A 25,930-nucleotide genomic window follows, 5' to 3' on the forward strand; every position below is an offset into this window, starting at 1 on the left:
TGCGCCTGCCGGGACCCTTCCGATGCCCGCTAGCTCGCTTGCCAACCGCCTGTTCCTGTCGGCGACGGCGTGGCTGGTGGTGATCCTGGCTATCACCGGGGTGGTGCTGTCGTCGGTCTACAAGAGCGCCACAGAGCGCGCCTTCGACCGCCGGCTCAATCTCTATCTGCGCACCCTCATCGCCGAGGTCGCGACCCCCGACGAGCCGCCGGACCGTCAGTTCCAGTCGCTCGGTGAGCCCCTGTTCGAGCTGCCGCTGTCGGGCTGGTACTGGCAGATCACGCGGACCGATACCGAAAAGCCGGAGGTGCGCTCGTCGCGCTCGCTCTGGGACAAGAAGCTGCCGAAGCTGGAGGAGCAGGGCACCGAGCTCACGGCTGCCGGCATCCGTCTCGCCTATGTCGACGGGCCCGAGGGGCAGAATCTGCGCATGGTCGAGCGCCCCGTCGATCTCGGCGCAGACGGCAAATATCTGGTCAGCGTCGCCGGCGACGACACCGAGATCTTCGATGAGACGCGGAGCTTCGACTACTATCTCGGCGGCACCTTCACCGCGCTCGGCATCGTGCTGCTGCTGACCACGGTGTTCCAGGTCCGCTTCGGTCTGGCGCCGCTCAAGCGCATCTCGGAATCCATCGCCGACATCCGCTCCGGACGGGCGGAGCGGCTCGAGGGTGAATTCCCGGTCGAGATCGCGCCGCTGGCGCGCGAGACCAACGCGCTGATCGACGCCAATCGCGAGATCGTCGAGCGCGCGCGCACCCATGTCGGCAATCTCGCCCATGCGATCAAGACGCCTCTCTCGGTGATCGTGAACGAGGCCGGTTCGCACGCCACCGAGCCGTTCGCCGCCAAGGTGATGGAGCAGGCGGACGTGATGCGTGACCAGCTCGCCCATCATCTGGAGCGCGCACGCATCGCGGCGCGGGTCTCGATCGTTGCGACCGTGACCGAGGTTGCGCCCGTCATCGAGGCGCTGCGGCGGACCATGGAGAAGATCCATCGCGATCGCGACATCATGGTCGAGGCCAAGGCCGATGCGTCGGCAAAATTCCGCGGCGAGCGGCAGGATCTGGAGGAGATGGTCGGCAATCTCGTCGACAATGCCTGCAAATGGGCGGCCTCGCGGGTCTTCATCGAGGTTCTGGTGGAAGCGCCGCACCAGGCGGGCGCCGGCCCCCGCCTGCGGATCGTCGTCGATGACGACGGCCGCGGCCTGTCGGAGGCCGAACGCGCCCAGGTCTCCCGGCGCGGCCAGCGCCTCGACGAGTCCAAGCCCGGCTCGGGGCTCGGCCTGTCGATCGTCACCGATCTCGCCGCGCTCTATGGCGGCAGCCTTTCACTGGGTGGCGCCCCGACCGGTGGCTTGCGGGCCGTGCTGGTCCTTCCCGGAATATAATCCTTTGTTCCGGCAAGATTATTTGGCCGGCCGGGCACCGATCCGGACGAAACCGGAGCTATTTCGGAGCAACTTCCTAAACGGCTTCTTAAGTGGGGCCCACCTATGATCGCGCAGGACGAATCCCACGTCCGTCATCTTACCGTGCATTACCCGGGCGCATGAGCCAGACATCGATCGAGCGGCTGAGGGAATATCTCGCGCAGCTCCCGCCGCAGTCGCAGGCACTGCTGATGCGGGAGTTCGAGCGCGCGCTCGAGCGCGGCCAGGACACGGCGGTGGCGACCCTCGTGCTCGAGCAGCTGCGCAAGATCGTCCGCAAGACCGAAGTCGACGAGGCTCCGCCGCCGCGCACGGACGATCTGTCGCGGCTGCTGTTCCAGGTGCTGGAACCGTTCCTGGTCGAGGCGGGCGCCCCGGTCCGGGTCGGCCAGATCCGCCGCTCCTCGCTGCATCCGATCTGGCAATGGCTCGGCCGCGACGGCGCCCCGGACAAGGTGAACGAGTTCGAGGCGGCACTGGCGCGCATGCCGACTTCGGACAGCGCAGGGCAGGTCGAAGCCCTCGCCTCGAAGCTTCAGGCGGTGGCCGCGGACGCCATCTTCGAGCTGACCGGTCCCGGCGGCGGCGACAAGTCGCGCGCGCTCGCCCGCGTCGGCCCGCCTAACGTGATCGAGGACCTCTATTCGATCGGAGCGGTGCTCCAGGTCCGGGAAGCCATCGCTACGGTGAACGAGAAGCTGCCGCGCTTCCTGCGCACCTTCGGCGATGCCCAGATCGCATCGGTGACGGCCACGCTCAACATTCCCGTGCTCCAGACGCCGCAGATGCTGCCCTTCGCGCTGTCGATCGTCGTGCAGCGGATGACCGCGCGGTGGCAGATCATCCGCCTCGCCATCAAGATTGCCGCCTCCGACGACGAGATCCGCGTTGCGGCGACGCCCTACGGCGTGGCCGTCACGATTGCCCTGCACGATTTGTCCTGCGTCGCCGCGGCGCTGCGCATGGACATCAAGCGCGGCCATTTCGAGAACGTCGCCGACAATCTCAAGGCGCTGCATGACGGCGTGCGCGGACTTCGCACGGAGCTCGATCTGCGCAACGATTCCGCCTGGGGCAAGCAGCTGACCTCGATCCGGGCCGACATCTCCAACGCGCTGCAATCGGAGATCGACAGCGTTCCCGGCCGCGTTCGCCGCATCCTGCGCCAGCGTCCCGAGAAGGACATTCCGCCGGGGGCGCGGATCGACAGCACCGAGGTCGAGGAAACCGTGGCGCTGATCGATTTCGTCGCGACCTGCCGCAACTATGCGAGCGAGCTTGCGATCAACGAAGTGACGCTGCGCACCTATTCCGATCTCCAGCAATATGTCGAACGGTCGACCGAGCAGTTGGTGCAGTCGCTGCGCGCCGCCGATCACAAGGTCCGCACGTACCGGCAGCAGCAGGTGCAGGCCGCGATCCGCTTCTGCCAGGTGCTGTTCGGCGACGACTACGCGTCGCTGATGAGCCGCGCCGCGGAGAACGCGGCCACGGGCGAGCGCAAATCGTCGCGCGCGAGCTGATCAAGCGCATTTTTTTGTGATCACAATTTGAGGTTGACGGTGCCGGTGGCCGGCCCTACGGTCGCCGTGCAAGTTTTTGGAATTTCTATCTGTGGGCGCATGAAACCCCTTATCAGCTCCATCGAAATTGAAAACCGCGTCATTGTTGCCAAGTATCAAAGGCTGATGGTTGGCGCGAAGGTGGTGCTGATCGAGAAGGCAAGCGGCCGGCAGCTGCCCGAGACCGTCACCAGGGTTGCATCGCCCGTTCCCGTCGGGGCGTTGCGCATCAGATTGCCTGACGCAATCGAGCCGGGAACATACTTCCTGAGGGCCTTCAACGGGCACGGCGAGGACGCCGCGCAAAGCGCCGACTTCGAGATCCGCTAAGTCGTTGGATTTTCACCGTTTCGGGACTGTGTGCGGTCGCGCCGAATTGACAATTGTCAATTGCCGCATCGTCCGGCCGTGGTGTAAAGCCACCTATGGGCGCGGTTCGCGCGCTGCCGGAAGCTTGCCTGATGACGCTATGGTTCGTGTTCGCGCTGATGACGGTCGCGGCGATTTTCGCCGTGCTTCTGCCGCTCGGCCGCAGCGGACGCGCGCAAGATCAGGGCCGCCAAAATCAGGGCAGCGAGGTCGCGGTCTACAAGGACCAGTTGGCCGAGATCGAGCGTGATCTCGCCGCAGGACTGATCGCCGCACCCGAGGCCGAGGCCGCACGTGTGGAGATCAGCCGCAGGCTGCTTGCAGCAGCCGGGAGCGAGGCGGCATCGGAACCGCAATCGAGCCTCAAATGGCGCCGCGCGGCGGCCGTGCTGGCGCTCGTCGGCCTGCCGCTGGTTGCGGTCGGCGTCTACATGCCGCTCGGCTCGCCGATGCTGCGCGACTCTCCGCTGGCGCAGCGGGAGCGGGGCTCCGGGTCCGGCATGGCGCGGTCGCTCGAGAACCTCGTCGTGCAGGTCGAGCAACATCTGGAAAAGAATCCCACCGATGGACGCGGCTGGAACGTTCTCGCGCCGGTGCTGGAGCGGCTCGGCCGCTTCGACGATGCGGTGCGCGCCTATCGGAACTCTCTCACCTACAATGGCGAGAGCGCGGAACGCCGGTCCGATCTCGGCGAGGCGATCGCGGCCGCCGCCAGCGGCGTGGTGACCGCCGAGGCCAAGACCGAATTCGAGCGCGCGCATGCACTGAACGCCGACGATCCCAAGGCGAACTATTTCCTCGGTCTCGCCGCCGAGCAGGACGGCCGCAAGGACGATGCCGCCAATATCTGGCGCACGCTGCTGGCGAAAGCGCCGGCGGATGCGCCGTGGCGTGCGCTCGTGCAGACCTCGCTCGCGCGGGTCGGCGGCGGTGGCGCGACGATGCCGGCGCTGTCGGACGAGACGATCGCAGCCTCCAAGGACATGAACGAGGGCGATCGCAACGCGATGGTTCGCGGCATGGTCGAGCGTCTGGCCACGCGCCTCAAGCAGAACGGCGACGACGTCGAGGGTTGGTTGCGTCTGGTGCGCGCCTATCTCGTGATGGGCGATCGCGACAAGGCGGTCGGCGCATCGAGCGATGCCCGCCAGGCGGTCGCCAACGATGCCGCGCGGCTGCGACAGCTCAACGAAGGCCTCAAGACGCTCGGGGTCGACGGATGACGATCCTGGGGCGAGACGGCGGAGAACGGATACGCCATGACGCGTAAGCAGCGACGTATGACCATCATCGGCGGCTCCCTCGCAGTGCTCGCGCTTGCGGCCGCGCTCGTGCTCAACGCGCTGCGCGACTCCATCGTGTTCTTCTCGACGCCAACGATGGTCGCCGAAAAGCACGTCGAGCCCGGCAAGCGGTTTCGCCTCGGCGGCCTGGTGCAGCCCGGCTCGCTCCAGCGCGGAGATAATCTCGCTGTGACCTTCGAAGTCGCCGACGGCGGTGCAAAGCTCCCGGTCGCCTACAAGGGGATCCTGCCCGACCTGTTCCGTGAAGGGCAGGGCGTCGTCGCCGAAGGCGCGCTCGACGCCAATGGCGTGTTCAAGGCCGACACGGTGCTTGCCAAGCACGACGAGACCTACATGCCCAAGGACGTCGCCGATGCCCTGAAGAAACAGGGCCACTGGAAGGATGATTACGGCGCCCAGGCTTCCGGCGGCGTCAAGCCTGCGGCCACGACCGCGCAAGGCAACCCGCAGGGAGCTGTGCGGTGATCGCGGAGTCAGGACATTACGCGCTGGTGCTGGCGCTCGCGCTGGCGCTGATCCAGTCCATCGTGCCGCTGATCGGCGCGCGCTTGCGCGATGACGCACTGATGAACGTGTCGCGCTCCACCGCGCTGGCGCAGCTGCTGTTCGTCGGTGCGTCGTTCCTCGCGCTCGTGATGCTTCACGTCGACTCGGATTTCTCGGTCGCCAACGTCTACGAGAACTCCCATTCGATGAAGCCGCTCCTCTACAAGATCACCGGCGTCTGGGGAAACCATGAAGGCTCGATGCTGCTGTGGGTGTCGATCCTGGCGCTGTTCGGCGGATTGGTCGCCGCCTTCGGCAACAATCTGCCGCTGTCGCTGCGCGCGCACGTGCTGGCCGTGCAGGCCTGGATCGCCAGTGCGTTCTATCTCTTCATCCTGGTGACCTCGAATCCGTTCCTGCGCATTGCCAATCCGCCGATCGAGGGACGCGATCTCAATCCGGTGCTCCAGGACATCGGCCTCGCCGTGCATCCGCCGATGCTCTATCTCGGCTATGTCGGCTTCTCGATCTCGTTCTCCTTCGCGATCGCGGCGCTGCTGGAGGGGCGGATCGATGCGGCATGGGCGCGCTGGGTGCGGCCGTGGACGCTGGTGGCCTGGATCTTCCTGACGCTCGGCATCGCCATGGGCTCCTACTGGGCCTATTACGAGCTTGGCTGGGGCGGCTGGTGGTTCTGGGATCCGGTCGAGAACGCTTCGCTGATGCCGTGGCTTGCCGGCACGGCGCTGTTGCACTCGGCGCTGGTGATGGAGAAGCGCAACGCGCTGAAGGTCTGGACCATCCTGTTGTCGATCCTGACCTTCTCGCTCTCGCTGCTCGGCACCTTCCTGGTGCGCTCGGGCGTCATCACCTCGGTGCACGCCTTCGCCACCGATCCGACGCGCGGCGTGTTCATCCTGCTGATCCTCTGCCTGTTCATCGGCGGCAGCCTGTCGCTGTTCGCAGGGCGTGCGACCTCGCTGAAGCAGGGCGGCTTGTTCGCGCCGATCTCGCGCGAGGGGGCGCTGGTCTTGAACAACCTGCTGCTCAGCGTGGCCTGCGCGGTCGTGCTGTTCGGCACGCTCTATCCGCTGGCGATGGAAGCGCTCGACCTCAAGATTTCGGTCGGTGCGCCCTTCTACAATCTCACCTTCGCCCCGCTATTCGCGCTGCTGCTGCTCGCGGTGCCGTTCGGGCCGATGCTGGCGTGGAAGCGCGGCGATCTGCTCGGCGTGACCCAGCGCTTGCTCGCGGCCGGCGTTGCCGGGCTCGTCGCGGTCGCCATTGTCTGGGGCTGGGCGAGCGGGGGCAGCACGCTGGCGCCATTGGCAATTGGGCTTGGAGTCTTCGTCATCGCCGGTGCGGTGACGGACCTGGCTGAACGGACCGGGTTGTTCCGCCTGCCGTTCGCAACGACGCTGCACCGGGCCCGCGGCCTGCCGCGCTCGGCCTGGGGCGCGGCGTTCGCGCATGCCGGGCTCGGCGTCGCCCTGATCGGGATCGTCTGCGAGACCACCTGGAACAGCGAATACATCGCGACGATGAAGCAGAACGACGTCGCCCATGTCGCCGGCTACGACCTCAAGCTCGACGGGCTGTTTTCGCGGCAGGGCCCGAACTTCCGCGAGATGATCGCCGAGTTCAACGTCAGCCGCGACGGTGAGAAGGTCAGCGTCATGACGCCGTCCAAGCGCAGTTTCACCACGCGAGGGTCCTCGACCACCGAGGCCGCGCTGCTGACGCGCGGCGCAAGCCAGCTTTACGTTTCGCTCGGCGACGCCACCGCCGAGGGCGGCATTGCGGTGCGCATCTATCACAAGCCGCTGGTGCTGCTGATCTGGTGGGGACCGGTGCTCATGGCGTTCGGCGGCATGCTGTCGCTGTCCGACCGGCGTCTGCGCGTCGGTGCGCCGAAGCCCGCGCGGGCCAAGCAGCGCCTCCAGCCGGCGGAATGATCCGATGCGGCGGATGATGATCACCATTGTCGCGCTGATGCTGCTGGCTTTGCCCGCGGTGCGCGCCGTGCAGCCCGACGAGATCATGTCGGATCCCGTGAAGGAGTCGCGCGCGCGCGAGCTGTCGCGCGAGCTGCGCTGCATGGTCTGCCAGAACCAGTCGATCGACGATTCCGATGCGCCGCTGGCGCGCGATTTGCGGCTGCTGGTGCGCGAACGGATCGCGGCCGGCGACAGCAATTCGCAGGTGCTCGACTTCCTGGTCGCGCGCTATGGCGAGTTCGTGCTGCTCAAGCCGCGCTTCGAGCGGCAGACCATGCTGTTGTGGCTGCTCGCGCCGCTGCTGTTGATCGGCGGCGGCCTGGCGCTGTGGCTGCAAATCCGCCGGCGCGCGCGAAGTGGTGCAGACGTACCCGCTCCGCCGCTCACGCCCGAGGAAGAGGCGCGTCTTGCAGCGCTGATGTCGGACGAAGCCAAATCGTCCTAGCCTACGTATTGATACGTAGGCTGCCGGGCGCCGCGTATTTCATGCTCTGTTGACCTTTGTCTGGAAGCTTGTCGCGCAATTCGATTCCAGACTTTTGAGTCCTCAACGATGTTCACGAACAGCAACCTCACGATCCGCTTTCTGGTCGGCGCCGTCGTCGCTGCATTATTGTTCCTGCTGGGCATCGGCGGCGGCACCGGATTCGTCGCGGTGCTCTATCTCAACAACGAGATCACCAGCCTGTCGTCGGACTTCGCCGCGCTGAGCGGCCCGGCGCGTGACCACGCGATGCTGATCTACCAGCAGGCGCAGACGGCATTCTCCTGGTTCCTGATCGCCTGCGGCGTGATCGCGGTGGTCGCCGTCGCGATCTGCCTCACCACCTGGTTCGCCGTGCGTAACGGCATCCTCAGTCCGCTGGCCGCGATCGTGCATGCCATGCGCGAGGTCGCCGATCAGAAGTTCGAGACATCAGTTCCGGGCCTCGGAGGCACCAACGAGATCGGCCTGCTCGCCGGCGCGCTGGAGGTGTTCAAGACCAACGGATTGGAGCGGCGGCGCCTGACCGAGCAGCAGCTCCACGAGGCGCAGTATCAGGCCGAGCGGTCGAAATTCCTGGACGCACGCATCAAGCGTTTCAACGATCTCGTCGCCAGCGTCGTCGACAGCGTGGCGTCCTCGGCCGTGCATCTGAAGAGCAACGCGGAAACCTTGTCGCGGACGGCCAACGACACCAGCACCAAGGCCAACGCGGTCGCGAGCGCGGCGAGCCAGGCCAGCGTCAGCGTCCAGACGGTCGCGGGCTCGGCAGAGGCGATGACGAATTCGATCGGCACGATCAGCCGCCGCGTCACGGATGCCACCCAGCGCGCCGAGGGCGCGGCGACGCAAGCCGAGAAAAGCCGCGACACCATCCACACGCTGTCGGATGCCGCCGACAAGATCGGCGAGGTCGTGCAACTCGTGCAGGCGATCGCATCGCAGACCAACCTCTTGGCGCTCAACGCGACCATCGAGGCGGCGCGGGCTGGCGACGCCGGCAAGGGATTTGCCGTGGTCGCCTCCGAAGTGAAGAGCCTCGCCCATCAGACCAGCAAGGCCACGGAAGAGATCACCTCGCACGTCGCGAGCATCCAGGGCATCACCGCGGAGACCCGCGGCGCGATCGACGGCATCTCGAGGACGCTGTCGGAGATCTCGTCGATCATGTCCGGCATCGAGGTCGACACCGCCCAGCAACGCAACGCGACGCAGGACATCACCCGCAGCGCGCAGGACGCCGCACACGGAACACTCGACGTTTCCAATCACATCGTACAGATCACCTCGGCCTCGGCCGAGACCGGACGCATGGCGGCCGAGGCGCGCGATTCCGCCGTCGATCTGTCGCAGCAGGCCGCAACCCTGAAGCGGGAAGTCGACGAATTCATCGTCAGTGTCCGCGCGGGCTGAGGGAACCAAAAAAACGGGGTTGGGCGCCGGTCCGAGGAACTCGACTAAGTTCCTGCCAGATCACGATTTTCCGCCTGCGCTAAACTGCCGCATTCGCGCCGGCCTTCATTACAAAAGTTTAACCCCGCCGCCAGCGCACGGTAAGGCGGGAGCCCCCATCTTCAGGTTCGTAAGGTGCCGCCCCGGCACCAAAAGAATTCAGCGGCCCTGGAGATTCATGCATGACTGACCGTCCCGACCTCACGAACCTTCCGTCCTACCGGCAGCCCCGCCGGTCGGTTTTCTCCGCGCGCAGGATCGCGCTGATGGCCTCGGTCGTCGCCGGCCTCGGCATTGCCGTCCACGGCTTCAGCCCGTCGACTTCGCCGAGCGACCTGTTCTCGAGCCCGGCGCACGCGCAGGTCAACAACGAGGTCCGGAAGGTTGAGCGTCCGGTCGGCTTTGCCGACATCGTCGAGCGCGTGAAGCCGTCGGTGATCTCGGTGAAGGTCAACATCAAGGAAAAGACCGCGAGCAACGATGATGGCGACGACGCGCAGTCGCCGTTCCAGCCGGGCTCGCCGATGGAGCGCTTCTTCCGCCGCTTCGGCGGTCCGGACGGAGTTCCGGGCCTGAAAGGCGGTGGCCGCGGCCGCGTCGTGCAGGGCCAGGGCTCCGGCTTCTTCATCTCGGCCGACGGTTTTGCCGTGACCAACAATCACGTGGTCGACGGCGCCGACAAGGTCGAGGTCACCACCGACGACGGCAAGACCTATACCGCCAAGGTGATCGGCACCGACCAGCGCACCGACCTCGCCCTCATCAAGGTCGAGGGCGGCTCGAACTTCCCGTTCGCCAAGCTTGCCGACAGCAAGCCGCGGATCGGCGACTGGGTGCTCGCGGTCGGTAATCCCTTCGGCCTCGGCGGCACCGTCACCGCGGGCATCGTCTCGGCCAGCGGCCGCGACATCGGCAACGGTCCGTACGACGATTTCATCCAGATCGATGCGCCCGTGAACAAGGGCAATTCGGGCGGTCCGGCCTTCGATACCAACGGGGAGGTGATGGGCGTCAACACGGCGATCTACTCGCCCTCCGGCGGCAGCGTCGGCATCGCGTTCTCGATCCCTGCCAGCACCGTGAAGAGCGTGGTGGCCCAGCTCAAGGACAAGGGCTCGGTCAGCCGCGGCTGGATCGGCGTGCAGATCCAGCCCGTCACGTCCGACATCGCCGACAGCCTCGGCATGAAGAAGGCCGAAGGCGCGCTGGTGGCGGAGCCGCAGGCGAACGGTCCGGCGGCCAAGGCCGGCATCGAGTCCGGTGACGTCATCACGTCGGTCAACGGCGAATCCGTCAAGGATGCCCGCGAGCTCGCCCGCACCATCGGCGGCATGGCGCCCGGCGCGACCGTGAAGCTCAATGTGCTGCACAAGGGCCAGGACAAGGTCGTGAACCTCACCCTCGGCCAGCTCCCGAACACGGTCGAGGCCAAGGCCGACACTGACAAGGACAGCGGCAAGGGTGCGAGCCGCGGCACCGATGTGCCCAAGCTCGGCATGACCGTCGCGCCCGCCGACTCCGTGGCCGGCGCCGGCAAGGAAGGTGTCGTCGTCACCCAGGTCGATCCGAAGAGCGCCGCGGCCGAACGCGGCTTCAAGGAGGGCGACGTGATCCTCGAAGTCGGCGGCAAGAGCGTGAGCACCGCCGGCGAAGTCCGCGACGCCATCAGCACGGCGCGGACCGACAACAAGAACAGCGTCCTGATGCGCGTGAAGAGCGGCGGCCAGTCGCGCTTCGTCGCCGTGCCCATCGCCAAGGGCTGACGCCTTCAGGAGGCCTACGAGATGAGGGATGTCGCCGGCATCAGTCGCCCCCGCCGCCGACGTCCCTCGGGGAAGCAGCGCAAGGCTCGCTTCCCCAGTCTACCTTCCGGTGGAAATACGCCCCCCTCCGTCGGAAGGCCTAGGGCGGTGAGGTCCCCCCAGCTTCACCGCCCGCCTTTTTGCCTACCCAAGTCCCGTTCGCTTGGCTTGCATGCGATTGCCGCTCGCGCCATGTTCAGAGAAGGTTGACCCCCTTGACCGCCGCCGAACGCACGATGCGCCTCCTCATCATCGAAGACGACCGCGAATCCGCCGACTACCTCGTGAAGGCGTTTCGCGAAGTCGGACACATCGCCGACCACGCCGCCGACGGCGAGGAAGGCCTCGCCATGGCCGAGAACGGTGATTACGACGTGCTGGTGGTCGACCGCATGCTGCCCAAGCGCGACGGCCTGTCGCTGATCGGCGCGCTGCGCGACAAGGGCGAATCGACGCCGGTGCTGATTCTCTCCGCGCTCGGACAGGTCGACGACCGCATCAAGGGCCTGCGCGCCGGCGGCGACGACTACCTGCCGAAACCCTATTCCTTCGCCGAGCTGCTGGCCCGGGTCGAGGTGCTGTCGCGCCGCCGCGGGGGACCTGCCGAGGACACGCTCTACCGCGTCGGCGATCTCGAGCTCGACCGGCTGTCCCATCGCGTCGCCCGCGGCAAGGACGAACTGACGCTGCAGCCGCGCGAATTCCGCCTGCTCGAATACCTCATGAAGCATGCCGGCCAGGTGGTGACGCGCACCATGCTGCTGGAGAACGTGTGGGACTATCATTTCGATCCGCAGACCAACGTGATCGACGTGCACATTTCGCGGCTGCGCTCCAAGATCGACAAGGGTTTTGAGCGGCCGCTGCTGCACACGATCCGCGGCGCCGGGTACATGATCCGTGACGGCATTCGGTAAACTCGTCCGCACCACGGCGTTCCGGCTGACGCTGGTCTACCTGTTTTTGTTTGCGATTTTCGCGGCCTCGCTGCTCGGCTATTTCGCCTGGAATACGCGGCGGCTGATCACCGAGGAAATCACGCAGACGGTGAATGCCGAGACCTCGGAGATCAGCGAGATCTACGACCGTCGCGGCCTGGTCGGCCTCGTGCGGACGATCGAGTATCGCGCGCTGCGTCCGGGCGCCAACCTCTATCTCGTGACCACGCCGACCGGACAGGCGATCGCCGGCAATGTCGGCTCGCTGGCGCCCGGCGTGATGGCGACGCGCGGCTGGTCGGAGACGGCCTACAGGCGGATCGAGGACACGGACGAACGCAACCATCGCGCGCTGGTGCGCGTCACCGAACTCGAAAACGGTTTCCGTCTCCTGATCGGCCGCGACCTCGACGAGCGGCGGCGGCTGTTCGGCATCGTCGCCAAGGCCGCGCAATGGTCGATCCTGATCGTCTTCGTGCTGGGTCTCGGCGGCGGCATCTTCGTGGCGCGCCGCGTGCTCACGCGCATCGATGCGATGAGCGGCACGGCGCATCGCATCATGACCGGCGATCTCAGCGAGCGCCTGCCGGTCGGGCGCAGTGGCGACGAGCTCGACCGCCTCGCCGAAAACCTCAACGCCATGCTGGAGCGGATCGAGGCGCTGATGGCGGGGCTGAAGGAGGTCTCCGACAACATCGCCCACGACCTCAAGACGCCGCTGACGCGCTTGCGCAACCGCGCCGAGGAGGCGCTGGCGAGATCGGGCTGCGAGGCCGATTATCGCGCTGCCCTGGAGCGGACCATCGAGGAATCCGACGGGCTGATCCGCACCTTCAACGCGCTGCTGATGATCGCGCGCGCCGAGTCCGGGCAGGCGCGCGGCAACATGGACGATTTCGATGCCGCCGACGTCGCGGGCGGCATCCACGAGCTTTACGAGCCGCTGGCCGAGGATGACGGAATGACGCTCAAGGTCAAAGCCGAGCCGACCCCGGTTCACGCCAATCGCGAGCTGATCAGCCAGGCGCTCGCCAATCTCGTCGAGAACGCGATCAAATACGGCAAGCCTGTCACGCAGACGGGCGGAACCGTGGTCAGCATGGACACGAAGCAGATCACGATCGAGGCGAAGCGCGACGGCGATCACGTACTGCTCAGCGTCACCGATCGCGGACCCGGCATCCCCGAAGCCGATCGCAAGCATGCCATCGAGCGATTCGTGCGTCTGGAAGCCAGTCGCACGCTGCCGGGCTCGGGCCTTGGCCTCAGCCTCGCGTCCGCGGTTGCCACGCTTCATGGCGGCGAATTGCGGCTGGGTGATGCCCATCCGGGGCTCGTTGCCACGCTGGTGCTGCCGGCCCGCGCGGGCGACAGGGTTGCTCCGCCAATACCGGATGTGCCACAGAAGGTGGCATGAACCACTCCGCGCCGGGAAACGCGGACAAGACTGGTGAGAGCCTCGCCGCACGCTTCGCGGAGGCTCCCCATATTGCCGCTTCCGCAACTGAAGAACGACGTTTTGAAGATTGGCTGGCCGAACTCGAGCCGGCGCAATTGGCCCGTCTTGAAACCCTGCTGGTTCATCCCTTCGCGCGGGATATTCTGGCCGGCATCGCGGAGTTCTCGCCCTATCTGTTCGATCTGGTGCGCGCCGATGCGCCGCGCCTGATCCGGCTGCTCGAATGCGATCCGGACGCGCATCTGGCCACGCTCATCGCTGAGGCGAGGGACGCGGTCCTCGTGGCGACCGACGAAGCCGAGGTGATGCGGCGGCTTCGCAGGATGAAGGCGGAAGCGGCACTTCTTACCGCGCTGTGCGATATCGGCGGCGTCTGGCCGGTGATGCGGGTGACGGCGGCGCTGACCGATGTCGCGGTGTCCTCGGTGCAGGCGGCGCTCCAGTACCAGCTGCGGCAGGAAGCCGCACGCGGAAAGATCCTGCCGCCCGATCCCGAAGCTCCGGAACAGGGCTGTGGCCTGATCGTGCTCGCGATGGGCAAGATGGGGGCGGGCGAGCTGAACTATTCCAGCGACATCGACCTCATCGTGTTCTTCGATCCCGAGGCTACGACGCTCGCGCCCGATATCGAGCCGCAGCCGTTCTTCGTGCGGGTGACGCAGGGCATGGCGCGCATGCTCCAGCAGCGCACCTATGACGGCTACGTCTTCCGCGTCGACCTGCGCCTGCGTCCCGATCCGTCCTCGACGCAGGTGGCGATCTCGCGCGACGCTGCGCTGAACTATTACGAGCGGGAAGGGCGCACCTGGGAGCGCGCCGCGATGATCAAGGCACGCGCCTGCGCCGGCGATGCCAAAGCGGGCGAGGCGCTGCTCGCGGAGATCGCGCCCTTCGTCTGGCGCAAGCATCTCGACTTCGCCGCGCTTGCCGACGTCCACGACATGAAGCGGCAGATGCAGACCTATCGCGGCCAGAGCGAGATCGCGGTCGAGGGGCACAACGTCAAGGTCGGGCGTGGCGGCATTCGCGAGATCGAATTTTTCGCGCAGACGCAGCAGCTCATCGCCGGCGGCCGCCATCCCGAGTTGCGGGTGCGGCCGACGCTCGCCGCGCTCGATATTCTCGCCTCCAGCAACTGGATCACCTCTGCGGCGCGCGACGAGCTGACCACGGCGTATGAATTCCTGCGCCGCGTCGAGCACCGTCTCCAGATGATCGCCGACGAGCAGACCCATGCGTTGCCCGAGGACAAGGAGGCGGTCGAGCGCTTTGCGCGCTTCTTCGGCTATCCGGATCGCGAGGCCTTTGCGCGTGACCTGTTGCGGCAGCTCCAGATCGTGCAGGGACACTACGAAAAACTGTTCGAGGGCGATGACCCGACCGGCACGGCAGAACTGCCGGCGCTCGACTACGGTGCAGGCCCCGACGATCCGCGCCTGCTGCAATATCTGACGACGCTCGGCTTCAAGAAGCCGGCCGCACTCGCGCAGACCATCCGCGACTGGATCACCGGCGACTACCGCGTGTTCCGCAACGACCAGACCCGAAGCGCTTTCGTCGAGTTCGTGCCGGCGCTGATCGACGGCCTCGCGCGTGCCGAGGAGCCGGATCGCGCCGTCGTGGCGTTCGATCAATTCCTTGGGGCGCTCCAGCTCGGCGGCCGGCTGATCACGCTGCTCGGCCAGAACCGCGATCTCGTCGCGCTCGTGGCGCTGGTGCTGGGCGCGGCACCCCGGCTCGGCGAGATGCTGGCGCGCAAGCCGCAGCTCATGGACGGGCTGATCGATCCGAGATTCTTCGGCGCGATGCCGGACAAGCAGGAATTGTCGGCGCGATTGGCCGCGACGGTGCGCGACGCCGATTCCTATGAGGAATTTCTCGATCGTCTTCGCCTGTTCGGGCAGGAGAGCCTGTTCCTGATCGGCACGCGCATTCTCTCCGGAACTGTCTCGGCGCAGCAGGCGAGCACGGCTTTCGCCGATGTCGCCGAAGGCACCGTCCACACCGTGCACGATCTCGTCGCCGAACGCTTCGCCGCCCAGCACGGGCGTATCAAGGACCAGCAGACCGCGATCATCGCGATGGGCCGGCTCGGCAGCCGCGAGATGACGGCGTCGTCCGATCTCGACCTGATCCTGCTCTACGATTTCGACAGCGACAATCCGGACTCCGACGGGCCGAAATCGCTGCAGGGCGCCCACTACTTCGCGCGCTTCACCCAGCGCCTGATCAGCGCCTTCACGACGCGCACCAATTACGGCGTGCTCTACGAGATCGACATGCGGCTGCGCCCGTCGGGACGCGCCGGTCCGGTGGCCTCGAGCCTCGTCTCATTCGCGGACTACCAGGCCAACGAGGCCTGGACCTGGGAGCACATGGCTCTGACCCGGGCCCGCGTGGTGTCGGCCTCGGATGAGTTCCGCGAGCGGATCGAGCGCATCATCCGCGATGTCCTGACCCGCCGCCGCGACCGCGCGATCATTGCCAACGACGTCGCCGACATGCGGCGCGCGATCGCGCAGGAGAAGGGCGACAGCGACCATTGGGATCTCAAATATGCCGCCGGCGGCATGGTCGATATCGACTTCATCGCGCAATATCTCCAGCTCGTGCACGCCCACGACAAGCCGGAGATCCTGGACGTCAGCACCCTTCAAGTGCTGGACAACGCCGCCAGGCTCGGCGCGCTGCCGCATTCGGAGGCGGAGATTCTTCGCGCTGCGGCGCGGCTCTATCACGACTTGACGCAGATCCTGCGGCTCTGCGTCAGCGACGGCTTCAAGCCTGACACCGCGGGCACCGACCTTCAGCGCGTGATGGCGCGCGCCGGCGATGCGCCCGACTTCTCGTCGCTGGAAGCGCGCGTGAAGGAAACCCAGGGCGAGGTGAGGCGCGTATTTACGGCGCTGCTGGAAGGGACGTCGTCTGCTTCAGCGAGGTGAGGGCCTCGCGCACGTTCGGCTCCAGCCCCGCGCCGCCCGCGTCGAGATGGGCGAAGATCGCGCGCTTCATCCGGGGGTCCCAGAACTTCTTGATGTGGTCGGCAATCCCCGGCACGGCCTTGTCGTGGCCCTGGCTGCGGAAGAACATGCCGATCTGGTTGGCCATGTAGACGAGGCGGTCAGGCGACGACATTGATGATCTCCTGGGCACGATGAGCCGACACGCGGCTCTGGTGCGTGAACACTTCAAACCCGTCGCTGCGGGCAATCGCAATCAGCGTGATTCCGGCGGCCTCCGCGGTGCGGACCGCGAGCGCGGTGGGGGCGGAGACCGCGACCAGCACGGGCGCACCGATGGCGGCGGTCTTCTGCACCATCTCGACCGAGACCCGGCTCGTCAGCAGCACCATGCCCGCGCTCGCGTCGGTGCGGCTGCGTGCCAGGGAGCCTGCGAGCTTGTCGAGCGCGTTGTGGCGGCCGACGTCCTCGCGCAGGGCGACGATCCCGTTCGCCGGCGACCAGAAGGCGGCGGCATGGACCGCGCGGGTCTGCATGTTGATCGCTTGCAGGGGCGCGATCGCCTGCATCGCGGCCATGATCTGCTGCGGCGTGAAGCTGGTTCCCTGCGGCACGACGGCGGCGGGGCGCACGGCCTCCGCGATGGAGTCGATGCCGCAAATGCCGCAACCGGTCGGGCCGGCGATGTGCCGACGCCGCTCGCTGATGCGCGCGGCATCTTCCGAGGCCAGCCACATGCGCAGCTCGATGCCGTCGTCGAGACGGACGATTTCGAGCGACTTGATGTCGTCGACCGACTTGATGATGCCCTCGTCCAGGCTGAAGCCGACCGCGAAATCTTCCAGGTTCTGCGGCGTTCCCATCATGACGGCATAGGTGCCGCCATTATAGGTCAGCGCCAGCGGCGTCTCCTCCGGGATCAGCCGCGCCCCTTCGGACGCGACGCCGTCGCGCCAGATCTCGCGGTCGATGGCCTGGACCGGCACGTGCATGCCGTTACTCCGCGGCCTCGGCCGGCGCGATGCGGCGGGAATGCCGCGCCTGCTCGTCATAGGACTTCTGCCAGTCGGACGGGCCGTTCGACGGCGAGATCTGCACCGCCGTGACCTTGTATTCGGGGCAGTTGGTCGCCCAGTCCGAATAGTCGGTCGTGATGACGTTAGCCTGCGTGTCCGGATGGTGGAAGGTGGTGTAGACGACACCCGGCGACACGCGGTCGGTGATCTCCGCGCGCAGCGTGGTCTCGCCCGCGCGGCTCGTCAGCCGCACCCAGTCGCCGTCGCGCACGCCGCGCTGCTCGGCATCATGCGGATGGATCTCCAGGCGATCTTCGGCATGCCAGACCACGTTCTCGGTGCGCCTCGTCTGCGCGCCGACATTGTACTGGCTGAGGATGCGGCCCGTGGTGAGCAGCAGCGGGAAGCGCGGGCCGGTGCGCTCGTCGGTCGCGACATATTCGGTGACGATGAACTTGCCCTTGCCGCGGACGAAGCCGCCGATATGCATCACCGGCGTGCCCTCGGGCGCCTTCTCGTTGCAGGGCCACTGCACCGAGCCGAGCTCGTCGAGCTTGGCGTAGGAGACACCAGTGAAGGTCGGCGTCAGCGCCGCGATCTCGTCCATGATCTCGGACGGGTGGCTGTAGTTCATCTCGAAGCCCATCGCCTTGGCGAGGGCGATGGTGACCTCCCAGTCGGCCATGCCGTTCTTGGGCGACATCACCTTGCGGACGCGCTGGATACGGCGCTCGGCGTTGGTGAAGGTGCCGTCCTTCTCGAGGAAGCTCGAGCCGGGCAGGAAGACGTGGGCGTAGTTCGCGGTCTCGTTCAGGAAGAGGTCGTGGACGATGACGCACTCCATCGCCGACAGCGCGGCGACCACATGCTTGGTATTCGGATCGGATTGCAGGATGTCCTCACCCTGCACGTAGATGCCCATGAACGAACCTTCGATCGCGGCATCGAACATGTTGGGAATGCGCAGGCCCGGCTCCGGGTTGAGCTTGACGTTCCACAGCGCTTCGAACTGGTCGCGCACGGCATCGCCCGAGATGTGGCGATAGCCGGGCAGTTCGTGCGGGAACGAGCCCATGTCGCAGGAGCCCTGCACGTTGTTCTGGCCGCGCAGCGGGTTCACGCCAACGCCGGGGCGGCCGATATTGCCGGTCGCCATCGCGAGATTGGCGATCGCGATCACGGTGGTCGAACCCTGGCTGTGCTCGGTGACGCCGAGGCCGTAATAGATCGCGCCGTTGCCGCCGGTGGCGTAGATGCGGGCCGCTTCGCGCAGGTCCTTCGGATCGACGCCGGTCAGGATGGCGGTGGCTTCCGGGCTGTGCTTCGGTTGCGCGACGAAGGTCGCCCATTCCTCGAACTCGGTCCAGTCGCAGCGCTCACGCACGAAGGCCTCGTTGACGAGGCCCTCGGTGACGATGACATGCGCCAGCGCGGTGACGACGGCGACGTTGGTGCCGGGCATCAGCGGCAGATGCAGCGCCTTCACGTGCGGCGATTCCACCATCTCGGTCCGGCGCGGATCGATCACGATCAGCTTGGCGCCCTGGCGCAGCCGCTTCTTCAGGCGCGAGGCGAACACGGGGTGAGCCGAGGCCGGATTGGCGCCGATGATCACGGCGACGTCGGTGTCCTCCACGGAGTCGAAGTCCTGCGTGCCGGCCGAGGTGCCGAAGGTCTGCGACAGGCCATAGCCGGTCGGGGAGTGGCAGACGCGGGCGCAGGTGTCGACGTTGTTGTTGCCGAAGCCGGCGCGGATCAGCTTCTGCACCAGATAGGTCTCTTCGTTGGTGCAGCGGGACGAGGTGATGCCGCCGATGGCGTCACGGCCGTACTTCTTCTGGATGCCGCGCATTTTCGCGGCGGCAAAGGAGAACGCCTCATCCCAGGACACTTCGCGCCAGGGATCCTCGATCCGCTCACGGATCATCGGATTGAGGATGCGTTCCTTGTGATTTGTGTAGCCCCAGGCGAAGCGGCCCTTGACGCAGGAATGGCCGCGATTGGCCTTGCCGTCCTTGTACGGCACCATGCGCACGACTTCCTCGCCGCGCATCTCGGCCTTGAAGGCGCAGCCGACGCCGCAATAGGCGCAGGTGGTGACGACGGAGTGCTCGGGCTGGCCGATCTCGATCACCGACTTTTCCGTCAGCGTCGCGGTCGGGCACGCCTGCACGCAGGCGCCGCAGGAGACGCATTCGGAGCCGAGGAAGCTCTCGCTCATGCCGGGCGAAACACGGCTGTCGAAGCCGCGGCCGGAGATCGTCAGCGCGAAGGTGCCTTGCACCTCCTCGCAGGCGCGGACGCAGCGCGAGCAGACGATGCACTTGGAGGGATCGTAGGTGAAATAAGGGTTGGATTCGTCCTTCGGCATCCAGGCGGCGTTGACCTCGCCATTGGACTTGGCGAACACGTGGTTCTCGCCTTCATAGCCGTAGCGGACGTCGCGCAGGCCCACCGCGCCCGCCATGTCCTGCAACTCGCAATCGCCGTTGGCGCCGCAGGTGAGGCAGTCGAGCGGATGGTCGGAGATGTAGAGCTCCATCACGCCCTTGCGCAGCTTCTTCAGCCGTTCGCTCTGGGTGTGCACCACGAGGCCGTTCATGACCGGCGTCGTGCAGGAGGCCGGCGTTCCGGCGCGGCCCTCGATCTCGACGACACAGAGCCGGCACGAGCCGAACGCATCGACCATGTCGGTCGCGCAGAGTTTGGGGATCTGATGGCCGGCGTCCATCGCGGCGCGCATGATCGAGGTGCCCTCGGGCACCGTGACCTGATTACCGTCGATGGTCAGCGTCACCATCGTTTCCGATTTCGAGCGCGGTGTGCCGTAGTCGATTTCTTCGATCAGAGACATCGTTGTTCTCCTATTCCGCGGCTTGAAGCGTGGTCGGCGCCGGGACGAAATCCTCCCGGAAATGCTTCAATGCGCTGAGCACAGGGTAGGGCGTGAAGCCGCCGAGCGCACAGAGCGAGCCGAATTTCATGGTGTTGCAGAGGTCCTCGACCAGCGCGAGATTTTCGCTCACGCGCTCGCCGCGAATGATCTTCTCGATGGTCTCGACGCCGCGGGTCGAGCCGATCCGGCACGGCGTGCACTTGCCGCAGGATTCGATGGCGCAGAATTCCATCGCGAAGCGCGCCTGTCTGCGCATGTCGACGCTGTCGTCGAACACGACGATGCCGCCATGGCCGATCAGGCCGTCGCGGGCCGCGAAGGCTTCGTAATCGAACGGAGTATCAAAAAGGGCGCGCGGGAAGTAAGCGCCGAGCGGGCCGCCCACCTGCACCGCGCGAACCGGACGGCCCGTGGCCGTCCCGCCACCGATGTCGTCGACGAGCTCGCCGAGCGTGACGCCGAACGCGGTCTCGAACAGCCCGCCATGGCGGATGTTGCCGGCGAGCTGGATCGGCATCGTGCCGCGCGAGCGGCCCATGCCGAAATCGGCATAGGCCTTGGCGCCTTCGGCGAGGATGAAGGGGATGGCGGCGAACGACAACACGTTGTTGATGACGGTCGGCTTGCCGAACAGGCCGTGATGCGCGGGCAGCGGCGGCTTCGCGCGCACCAGGCCGCGGCGGCCTTCGAGGCTTTCCAGCAGCGAGGTCTCCTCGCCGCAAACATAGGCGCCGGCGCCGACGCGGACTTCCATATCGAAGCTGTAGGTCGAGCCGCCGATCTTGTCGCCGAGATAGCCGCCGCGCCTTGCCGCCTTGATGGCTGCATTCATCGCTTCGACCGCATGCGGATATTCGCTGCGGATGTAGATGTAGCCCTTGGTCGCGCCGACCGTGATGCCCGCGGTCGTCATGCCCTCGATCACCAGGAAGGGATCGCCTTCCATGATCATGCGGTCGGCGAAGGTGCCGCTGTCGCCTTCGTCGGCGTTGCAGACGATGAACTTGCGGTCGGCCTTGGCCTGCGCGACGGTCTTCCACTTGATGCCGGTCGGGAAGCCCGCGCCGCCGCGGCCGCGCAGGCCCGAGGCGGTGACTTCGTTCAGGATTGCATCCGAGCCGAGCGACAGCGCGCGCTCGAGTCCCTTGTAGCCGCCATGGGCGCGGTAATCGTCGAGCGAGCGCGGGTCGATCACGCCGCAGCGGGCGAAGGTGAGGCGGGTCTGGCGCTTCAGCCAGGGAATCTCGTCGGTCGCGCCCAGCCGCAGCAGATGCGGCGTATTGCTGGCGAGCGCGTCGAGCAGGGAGGGGACACCGGCCTCGGTGACCGGGCCGAAGGCGATCCGGCCCTGCGGCGTCGCAACCTCGACCAGCGGCTCCAGCCAGTACATGCCGCGCGAGCCGGTCCTGACGATCTCGACCGCAACGCCGCGCTTGCTTGCTGCCTGCTCCAGCGCCAGCGCAACCTCGTCGGCGCCAACGGCGACGGCACCCGCATCGCGTGAGACGAATAGACGCATGCTCATCGCTGTGCCTCCGCGACCAGCGCATCGAGGCGCTTCTCGTCGAGCCGGCCAATGAGGCGGCCGTCGAGCATTGCGGACGGTGCGGTCGCGCACAGCCCGAGGCAGTAGATCGGCTCCAGCGTGACGCGATCATCGGCCGTCGTTTTGCCGAGCGGCACGCCGAGTTTTGCTTCCGCGCGCGCAGCCAGCGCGTCGCCGCCCGCAGCCTGACAGGCCTCCGCGCGGCACAGCTTCAGCACATGGCGGCCGGCCGGCTTGTGCCTGAAATCATGATAGAATGTGAAGACGCCATGGACTTCGGCGCGCGACAGGTTGAGCGCTTGCGCCACCATCGGAATCGCTGCCTCCGGCACGTAGCCGAACGCCTCCTGAAGGGCGTGGAGGATGACGAGCGTCGCGCCTTCCTGCTTGGCATGTTCGGCGATGATCTCGGCGCCGCGCGTCTCGTCCCAAGGCTCGTAAACCGCTGTCATTCTTCGTTCTCAGATTGAGCGTCCCTACAGCGCAAACTATTTGGAATCGTTCGAAGATCAATAAAGCTGTCTCATGCTGCGATTGCGAATTCTGATCGATCGGGAAATGCAATCGATCGATAAGGAAATGCCATTAACCGCGTTCCACTTGCCGGTTTTTCCGTGTTGGTAGGGACTCGTCGTGCTAGCTTGCATGCCACGAAGGAATTCGAGGGGACGGCCGGTTGATCGACAAGCTTGAACTGCTGCTGGCGCTGGCGAAGGAACGGCATTTTGGACGCGCGGCAGAGGTCTGCGGCGTGACGCAACCGACGATGTCGACCGGGCTCAAGCAGCTCGAGGAGATCCTCGGCGTGATGCTGGTCCAGCGCGGCTCCCGCTTCCAGGGTTTTACCCCCGAGGGCGAGCGGGCGCTGGATTGGGCGCGGCGGATCGTGGGCGATGCCCGCGCCATGCGCGACGAGATCAACGGGCTGAAGCACCAGCTCTCCGGCGAAATCCGCATCGCGGCGATCCCGACCGTGCTCGGCATGGTCGCCCAGCTGACGACGCCGTTCCGCGCCAAGCATCCCGAGGTACGCTTCCGCATCCAGTCGACCACCTCATCCGAGGTGCTGGGGCTGCTCGAAAATCTCGAGGTCGATGCGGGGCTGACCTATATCGAGAACGAGCCGATCGGCAAGGTGCGCACCATTCCGCTCTACAACGAGAGCTATCGCCTGCTGACCGCGCCGGATGGAATGTTCGGCGATCGCGAGACGGTGACGTGGAAGGAGGTCGGCCAGGTGCCGCTCTGCCTGCTGACGCCCGACATGCAGAACCGCCGCATCATCGACCGCGCGCTCCGCTCGGTCGGCGCGGAGGCAACGCCGACCCTGACCTCGAACTCGCTGCTCGTGCTGTTTACGCACGTGAAGACGGGGCGCTGGGCGAGCGTGATGCCGGCCAAGCTTGCCGAGACGCTCGGCCTGTCCGACACGGTGCGCTCGATCCCGATCACCGATCCCGACGTCAATTACAGCATCGGCATGGTGATCCCGCAGCGCGATCCGATGACGCCGCTGATCGCGGCGCTGGTCCATGTCGCCCGCGAAGTGGCGCCGTCGCTGCAGCTGTAGGGGCCAAGGCGGGAGAGCCCGAGCAAGCGCCTCGTCCTTCGAGACGATCGCGGAGCCTGTCATCGGGCCGCGCTTTGCGCGGACCCGGTGGCGCTCTCCTCAGGATAGGCTCCGTTGTATCGGTGTTCGTTGAAACTGCTGCTGCGTTCTCTGGCCCTCATCCTGAGGGCCCGCCGGAGGCGGGCGTCTCGAAGGATGGCCGCAGGCGAGCTTCTTGCCATGCTCTAGGCTGCGGCCGACATCGCGGCCGCCGCCTTGATCGCATCGCGCGGCAGGGTCACGCGGACGACGGTGCCCACGTCGATCTTCGAGCGCAGCCGCATCGAGCCGCCGTGGAGCTGGGCCAGCGAGCGCGCGATCGCAAGTCCGAGTCCGGAGCCGTGATAGGTCTTGGTGAGCTGGCTCTCGACCTGCTCGAAGGGGCGGCCGAGCCGCGCCAGCGAATGCGACGCTATCCCGATGCCGGTGTCGGCGATCATCAGCACGATCCGGTCGTCGAGCTGACGGCTGCGCACCACGATGCGTCCGCCGTCGGGCGTGAACTTCACGGCATTGGAGAGCAGGTTGACGATGATCTGCTTGGCCGCGCGGCGGTCGGCAACGACCGAGATGGATTTCTCGATCTCGGCATCGAGCGTCAGGTGCTTGTCGTGCGCGCGGCCGGAGACGACACGCAGCGACTCCGCGAGCGTCTGACCGAGGTCGAGCTCTTCCATGTCGAGCTTCATGCGGCCGGCCTCGATCTTGGACATGTCGAGGATGTCGTTGATGACTTCGAGCAGGTAATGGCCGCTGGTCAGGATATCCTGGCAGTATTCCTGGTACTTCTCCGAGCCGAGCTCGCCGAACATGCCCGAGCCCATGATCTCGGAGAAGCCGATGATGGCGTTGAGCGGCGTGCGCAGCTCGTGGCTCATATTGGCGAGGAATTTCGACTTGGTCTGGTTGGCTTCCTCGGCGCGGGTCTTCTCGCGCTGGTACTTCTCGGCGAGATCGGCCAGCTCGTTGGTCTGGCGCTCGAGGGCGGCTTGGGAGCGCTTCAGGTCGATGACGGTGGCGCGCAGGCGTAGGTCGTTGTCGACCAGCTTCTGCTCGTGCTCCTTGATGCGGGTGATGTCAGTGCCGACCGAGACGTAGCCGCCGTCCTTGGTGCGGCGCTCGCTGATGTGCAGCCAGCTGCCGTCGTCGAGCTGCGCCTCGAAGGTGCGCGCGCCCGGACCCTGGCTCGCGGTCTCGTTGTGGCGGGTGCGGACCTCCGGCATGCGGCCGACCTCGAGCACGGTCTCGTAGGAGGTGCCGGGGATGACGGCGCTGTCGGGCAGCTTGTGCAGGCGCTGGAAGTGCGAGTTGCAGAGCACGAGGCGGTCGCTCGCGTCCCACAGCACGAAGGCCTCCGGAATGGTCTCGATGGCGTCGCGCAGGCGAAGGTCGGCTTCGACGGTACGTTCGGCGAGGCTCTTCTGCTCGGTGATGTCGACGGCGATCCCGATCAGGTGCACGCTGGAATCGGTTGCCCCGCGCGTCTTTTCGCAGCGGACGCGGAGCCAGATCCAGTGCCCGTCGACATGCTGCATGCGGAAGGTCTGGTCGATGTGGTCGATCTTCTCGGAGATGAGCTGGTCGGCGATCTCGAACAGGTCGATGTCGTCGGTTTTCACCAGCGCGTTGACCTCGCCGAAGGTGAGGAGCTCGTTGCGGCCGTCGAGGCCGAGCATCGAGAACATCGACTGCGACCAGAAGATCCGGCCGCGCGACAGATCCCAGTCCCACAGGCCGCAGCGGCCGCGGTTGAGCGCGGTGTCGATGCGACCGCGCACGGCGTCGTTGATCAGGTCGCCCTCGCGGGCGCGGGTCGACTGCCAGTGGAAGGCGAAGCCGAGGATCAGGACGACGAAGCCGGTGGTCGCCGACAGCGTCACCGAGAGCGCGGCGTCCGAGCCCCAGATCGGCTCGTTGCGCTCCTGGATCACGGTGACGAGGCCCGGCAGCGACTTGATCTGCCGCGAGGTCGCCATCGCGACGTTGCCGCTCGGCAGCGCCATGTCGGAGACGTTGTTGTCGCGCGGCGGCGCCGCGAGCAATTGCGCCGTGGTGATCGCATCGAGCAGGCGGTCGTTGCCGGCCGGGTCGCGGTCGATGGGAATGCGGGCGAGGATGCGGCGGTCGATGCCGGCCGAGGTGACGACGACGTGGCGGCCGGCGGCCGTGCCCCAGGACGGAATCAGATCGGGCAGCAGGGACGGCAGGTTCTCGATGTTCTTCAGCCGCTCCTGCCGCGTGGAGGTGAGGCGATCGATACGCTCGGCGAGCAGGTCGGCCAGCGCCGAGATGTCGTGGCGGACGACCTGCCGCTTCTGGCGCGTCTGATCGACGACCTGCACGAACGCGCCGAGGCAGATCGTGATCAGGAATGCGATGATGAGCGTCGGCACCGCGCGGCGCAGCGCCGGCTCCGCGATCAGGAGCCGATGATAGGCAGGTTTCGCGATCGATTGCGCCAATCCCTTGATCGAATCGGATTGGACACACGCGTTCGCGGCGTCTGCGCGCGCCATGCCTTCGGCCCCCTGAAACCTGCTTGCAACTGAAGCTCGGAAGCAGCCCCACATCGCTTCCGAATCATGTCCGATTTGAATCCAGTTTTCGCA

General features: G+C 66.4%; 19 protein-coding genes. 13 read left to right on the plus strand and 6 right to left on the minus strand.

Going from position 1 to position 25,930, the window contains the following annotated elements; all coding sequences use genetic code 11:
• Positions 1-22: 22 nt before the first annotated feature.
• The 12 genes from NLM15_RS14465 to NLM15_RS14520 all read left to right on the plus strand — a co-directional run bounded on the left by NLM15_RS14465 (position 23) and on the right by NLM15_RS14520 (position 16,236).
• The gene (locus NLM15_RS14465) at positions 23-1,399 is read left to right on the plus strand and encodes a sensor histidine kinase (RefSeq protein WP_254117742.1); all 1,377 of its coding nucleotides are present in this window, start codon (positions 23-25) and stop codon (positions 1,397-1,399) included.
• 161 nt (positions 1,400-1,560) lie between these two features.
• Positions 1,561-2,964 (plus strand): hypothetical protein, encoded by a 1,404-nt coding sequence (locus tag NLM15_RS14470; RefSeq protein WP_254117743.1) that lies wholly within the window; start codon positions 1,561-1,563, stop codon positions 2,962-2,964.
• 99 nt (positions 2,965-3,063) lie between these two features.
• Entirely contained in the window at positions 3,064-3,333 is a 270-nt protein-coding gene (locus tag NLM15_RS14475; protein WP_254124238.1) for a hypothetical protein, read from the plus strand.
• Between the two features lie 131 nt (positions 3,334-3,464).
• Entirely contained in the window at positions 3,465-4,595 is a 1,131-nt protein-coding gene (ccmI, locus tag NLM15_RS14480; RefSeq protein WP_254117744.1) for a c-type cytochrome biogenesis protein CcmI, read from the plus strand.
• 36 nt (positions 4,596-4,631) lie between these two features.
• On the plus strand, positions 4,632-5,141 hold the full coding sequence (gene ccmE / locus NLM15_RS14485) for a cytochrome c maturation protein CcmE (RefSeq protein WP_254117745.1): 510 nt from the start codon (positions 4,632-4,634) through the stop codon (positions 5,139-5,141).
• The gene (locus NLM15_RS14490; RefSeq protein ID WP_254117746.1) at positions 5,138-7,117 is read left to right on the plus strand and encodes a heme lyase CcmF/NrfE family subunit; all 1,980 of its coding nucleotides are present in this window, start codon (positions 5,138-5,140) and stop codon (positions 7,115-7,117) included. The genes ccmE and NLM15_RS14490 overlap by 4 nt, the downstream gene beginning before the upstream one ends.
• 4 nt (positions 7,118-7,121) lie before the next feature.
• Entirely contained in the window at positions 7,122-7,604 is a 483-nt protein-coding gene (locus NLM15_RS14495; protein WP_254117747.1) for a cytochrome c-type biogenesis protein, read from the plus strand.
• Between the two features lie 108 nt (positions 7,605-7,712).
• Positions 7,713-9,056 carry a methyl-accepting chemotaxis protein gene (locus NLM15_RS14500; RefSeq protein WP_254117748.1) on the plus strand — a complete coding sequence of 448 codons (1,344 nt, stop codon included), beginning with the start codon at positions 7,713-7,715 and terminating at the stop codon, positions 9,054-9,056.
• Between the two features lie 221 nt (positions 9,057-9,277).
• Positions 9,278-10,858: a Do family serine endopeptidase gene (locus NLM15_RS14505; protein ID WP_254117749.1), complete on the plus strand. Its 1,581-nt coding sequence runs from the start codon at positions 9,278-9,280 to the stop codon at positions 10,856-10,858.
• 275 nt (positions 10,859-11,133) lie between these two features.
• Positions 11,134-11,814: a response regulator transcription factor gene (locus NLM15_RS14510; protein WP_045006564.1), complete on the plus strand. Its 681-nt coding sequence runs from the start codon at positions 11,134-11,136 to the stop codon at positions 11,812-11,814.
• Positions 11,798-13,252 (plus strand): ATP-binding protein, encoded by a 1,455-nt coding sequence (locus NLM15_RS14515; protein ID WP_254117750.1) that lies wholly within the window; start codon positions 11,798-11,800, stop codon positions 13,250-13,252. Before NLM15_RS14510 ends, NLM15_RS14515 begins: the two co-directional genes overlap by 17 nt.
• Positions 13,249-16,236 (plus strand): bifunctional [glutamine synthetase] adenylyltransferase/[glutamine synthetase]-adenylyl-L-tyrosine phosphorylase, encoded by a 2,988-nt coding sequence (locus tag NLM15_RS14520; RefSeq protein WP_254117751.1) that lies wholly within the window; start codon positions 13,249-13,251, stop codon positions 16,234-16,236. The genes NLM15_RS14515 and NLM15_RS14520 overlap by 4 nt, the downstream gene beginning before the upstream one ends.
• Here the strand turns inward: NLM15_RS14520 and NLM15_RS14525 are convergent.
• From NLM15_RS14525 to NLM15_RS14545, 5 genes are read right to left on the minus strand one after another with little or no spacing between them, the layout of a single operon-like run.
• A complete protein-coding gene (locus NLM15_RS14525; protein ID WP_254117752.1) occupies positions 16,193-16,429 on the minus strand; it encodes a formate dehydrogenase subunit delta in 237 nt (78 codons plus the stop codon). The two genes, NLM15_RS14520 and NLM15_RS14525, sit on opposite strands and share 44 nt — an antisense overlap.
• The gene (gene fdhD / locus NLM15_RS14530; RefSeq protein ID WP_254117753.1) at positions 16,416-17,246 is read right to left on the minus strand and encodes a formate dehydrogenase accessory sulfurtransferase FdhD; all 831 of its coding nucleotides are present in this window, start codon (positions 17,244-17,246) and stop codon (positions 16,416-16,418) included. The genes NLM15_RS14525 and fdhD overlap by 14 nt, the downstream gene beginning before the upstream one ends.
• Positions 17,247-17,250: 4 nt before the next feature.
• Positions 17,251-20,124 (minus strand): formate dehydrogenase subunit alpha, encoded by a 2,874-nt coding sequence (gene fdhF, locus NLM15_RS14535; protein ID WP_254117754.1) that lies wholly within the window; start codon positions 20,122-20,124, stop codon positions 17,251-17,253.
• Between the two features lie 10 nt (positions 20,125-20,134).
• On the minus strand, positions 20,135-21,691 hold the full coding sequence (locus NLM15_RS14540; RefSeq protein ID WP_254117755.1) for an NADH-quinone oxidoreductase subunit NuoF: 1,557 nt from the start codon (positions 21,689-21,691) through the stop codon (positions 20,135-20,137).
• Positions 21,688-22,164, minus strand: a complete 477-nt coding sequence (locus tag NLM15_RS14545) for a formate dehydrogenase subunit gamma (RefSeq protein WP_014496685.1) — start codon at positions 22,162-22,164, stop codon at positions 21,688-21,690. The genes NLM15_RS14540 and NLM15_RS14545 overlap by 4 nt, the downstream gene beginning before the upstream one ends.
• A gap of 224 nt (positions 22,165-22,388) precedes the next feature.
• On the opposite strand from NLM15_RS14545, the gene NLM15_RS14550 reads away from it, so the two are divergent.
• On the plus strand, positions 22,389-23,282 hold the full coding sequence (locus NLM15_RS14550) for a LysR family transcriptional regulator (protein ID WP_254117756.1): 894 nt from the start codon (positions 22,389-22,391) through the stop codon (positions 23,280-23,282).
• A 224-nt stretch (positions 23,283-23,506) separates the two neighbouring features.
• Here the strand turns inward: NLM15_RS14550 and NLM15_RS14555 are convergent, their stop codons facing one another.
• Positions 23,507-25,837 (minus strand): PAS domain-containing sensor histidine kinase, encoded by a 2,331-nt coding sequence (locus NLM15_RS14555; protein WP_254117757.1) that lies wholly within the window; start codon positions 25,835-25,837, stop codon positions 23,507-23,509.
• Positions 25,838-25,930: the final 93 nt, after the last annotated feature.

Source organism: Bradyrhizobium sp. CCGB20, from assembly GCF_024199855.1.
Classification (GTDB): domain Bacteria; phylum Pseudomonadota; class Alphaproteobacteria; order Rhizobiales; family Xanthobacteraceae; genus Bradyrhizobium.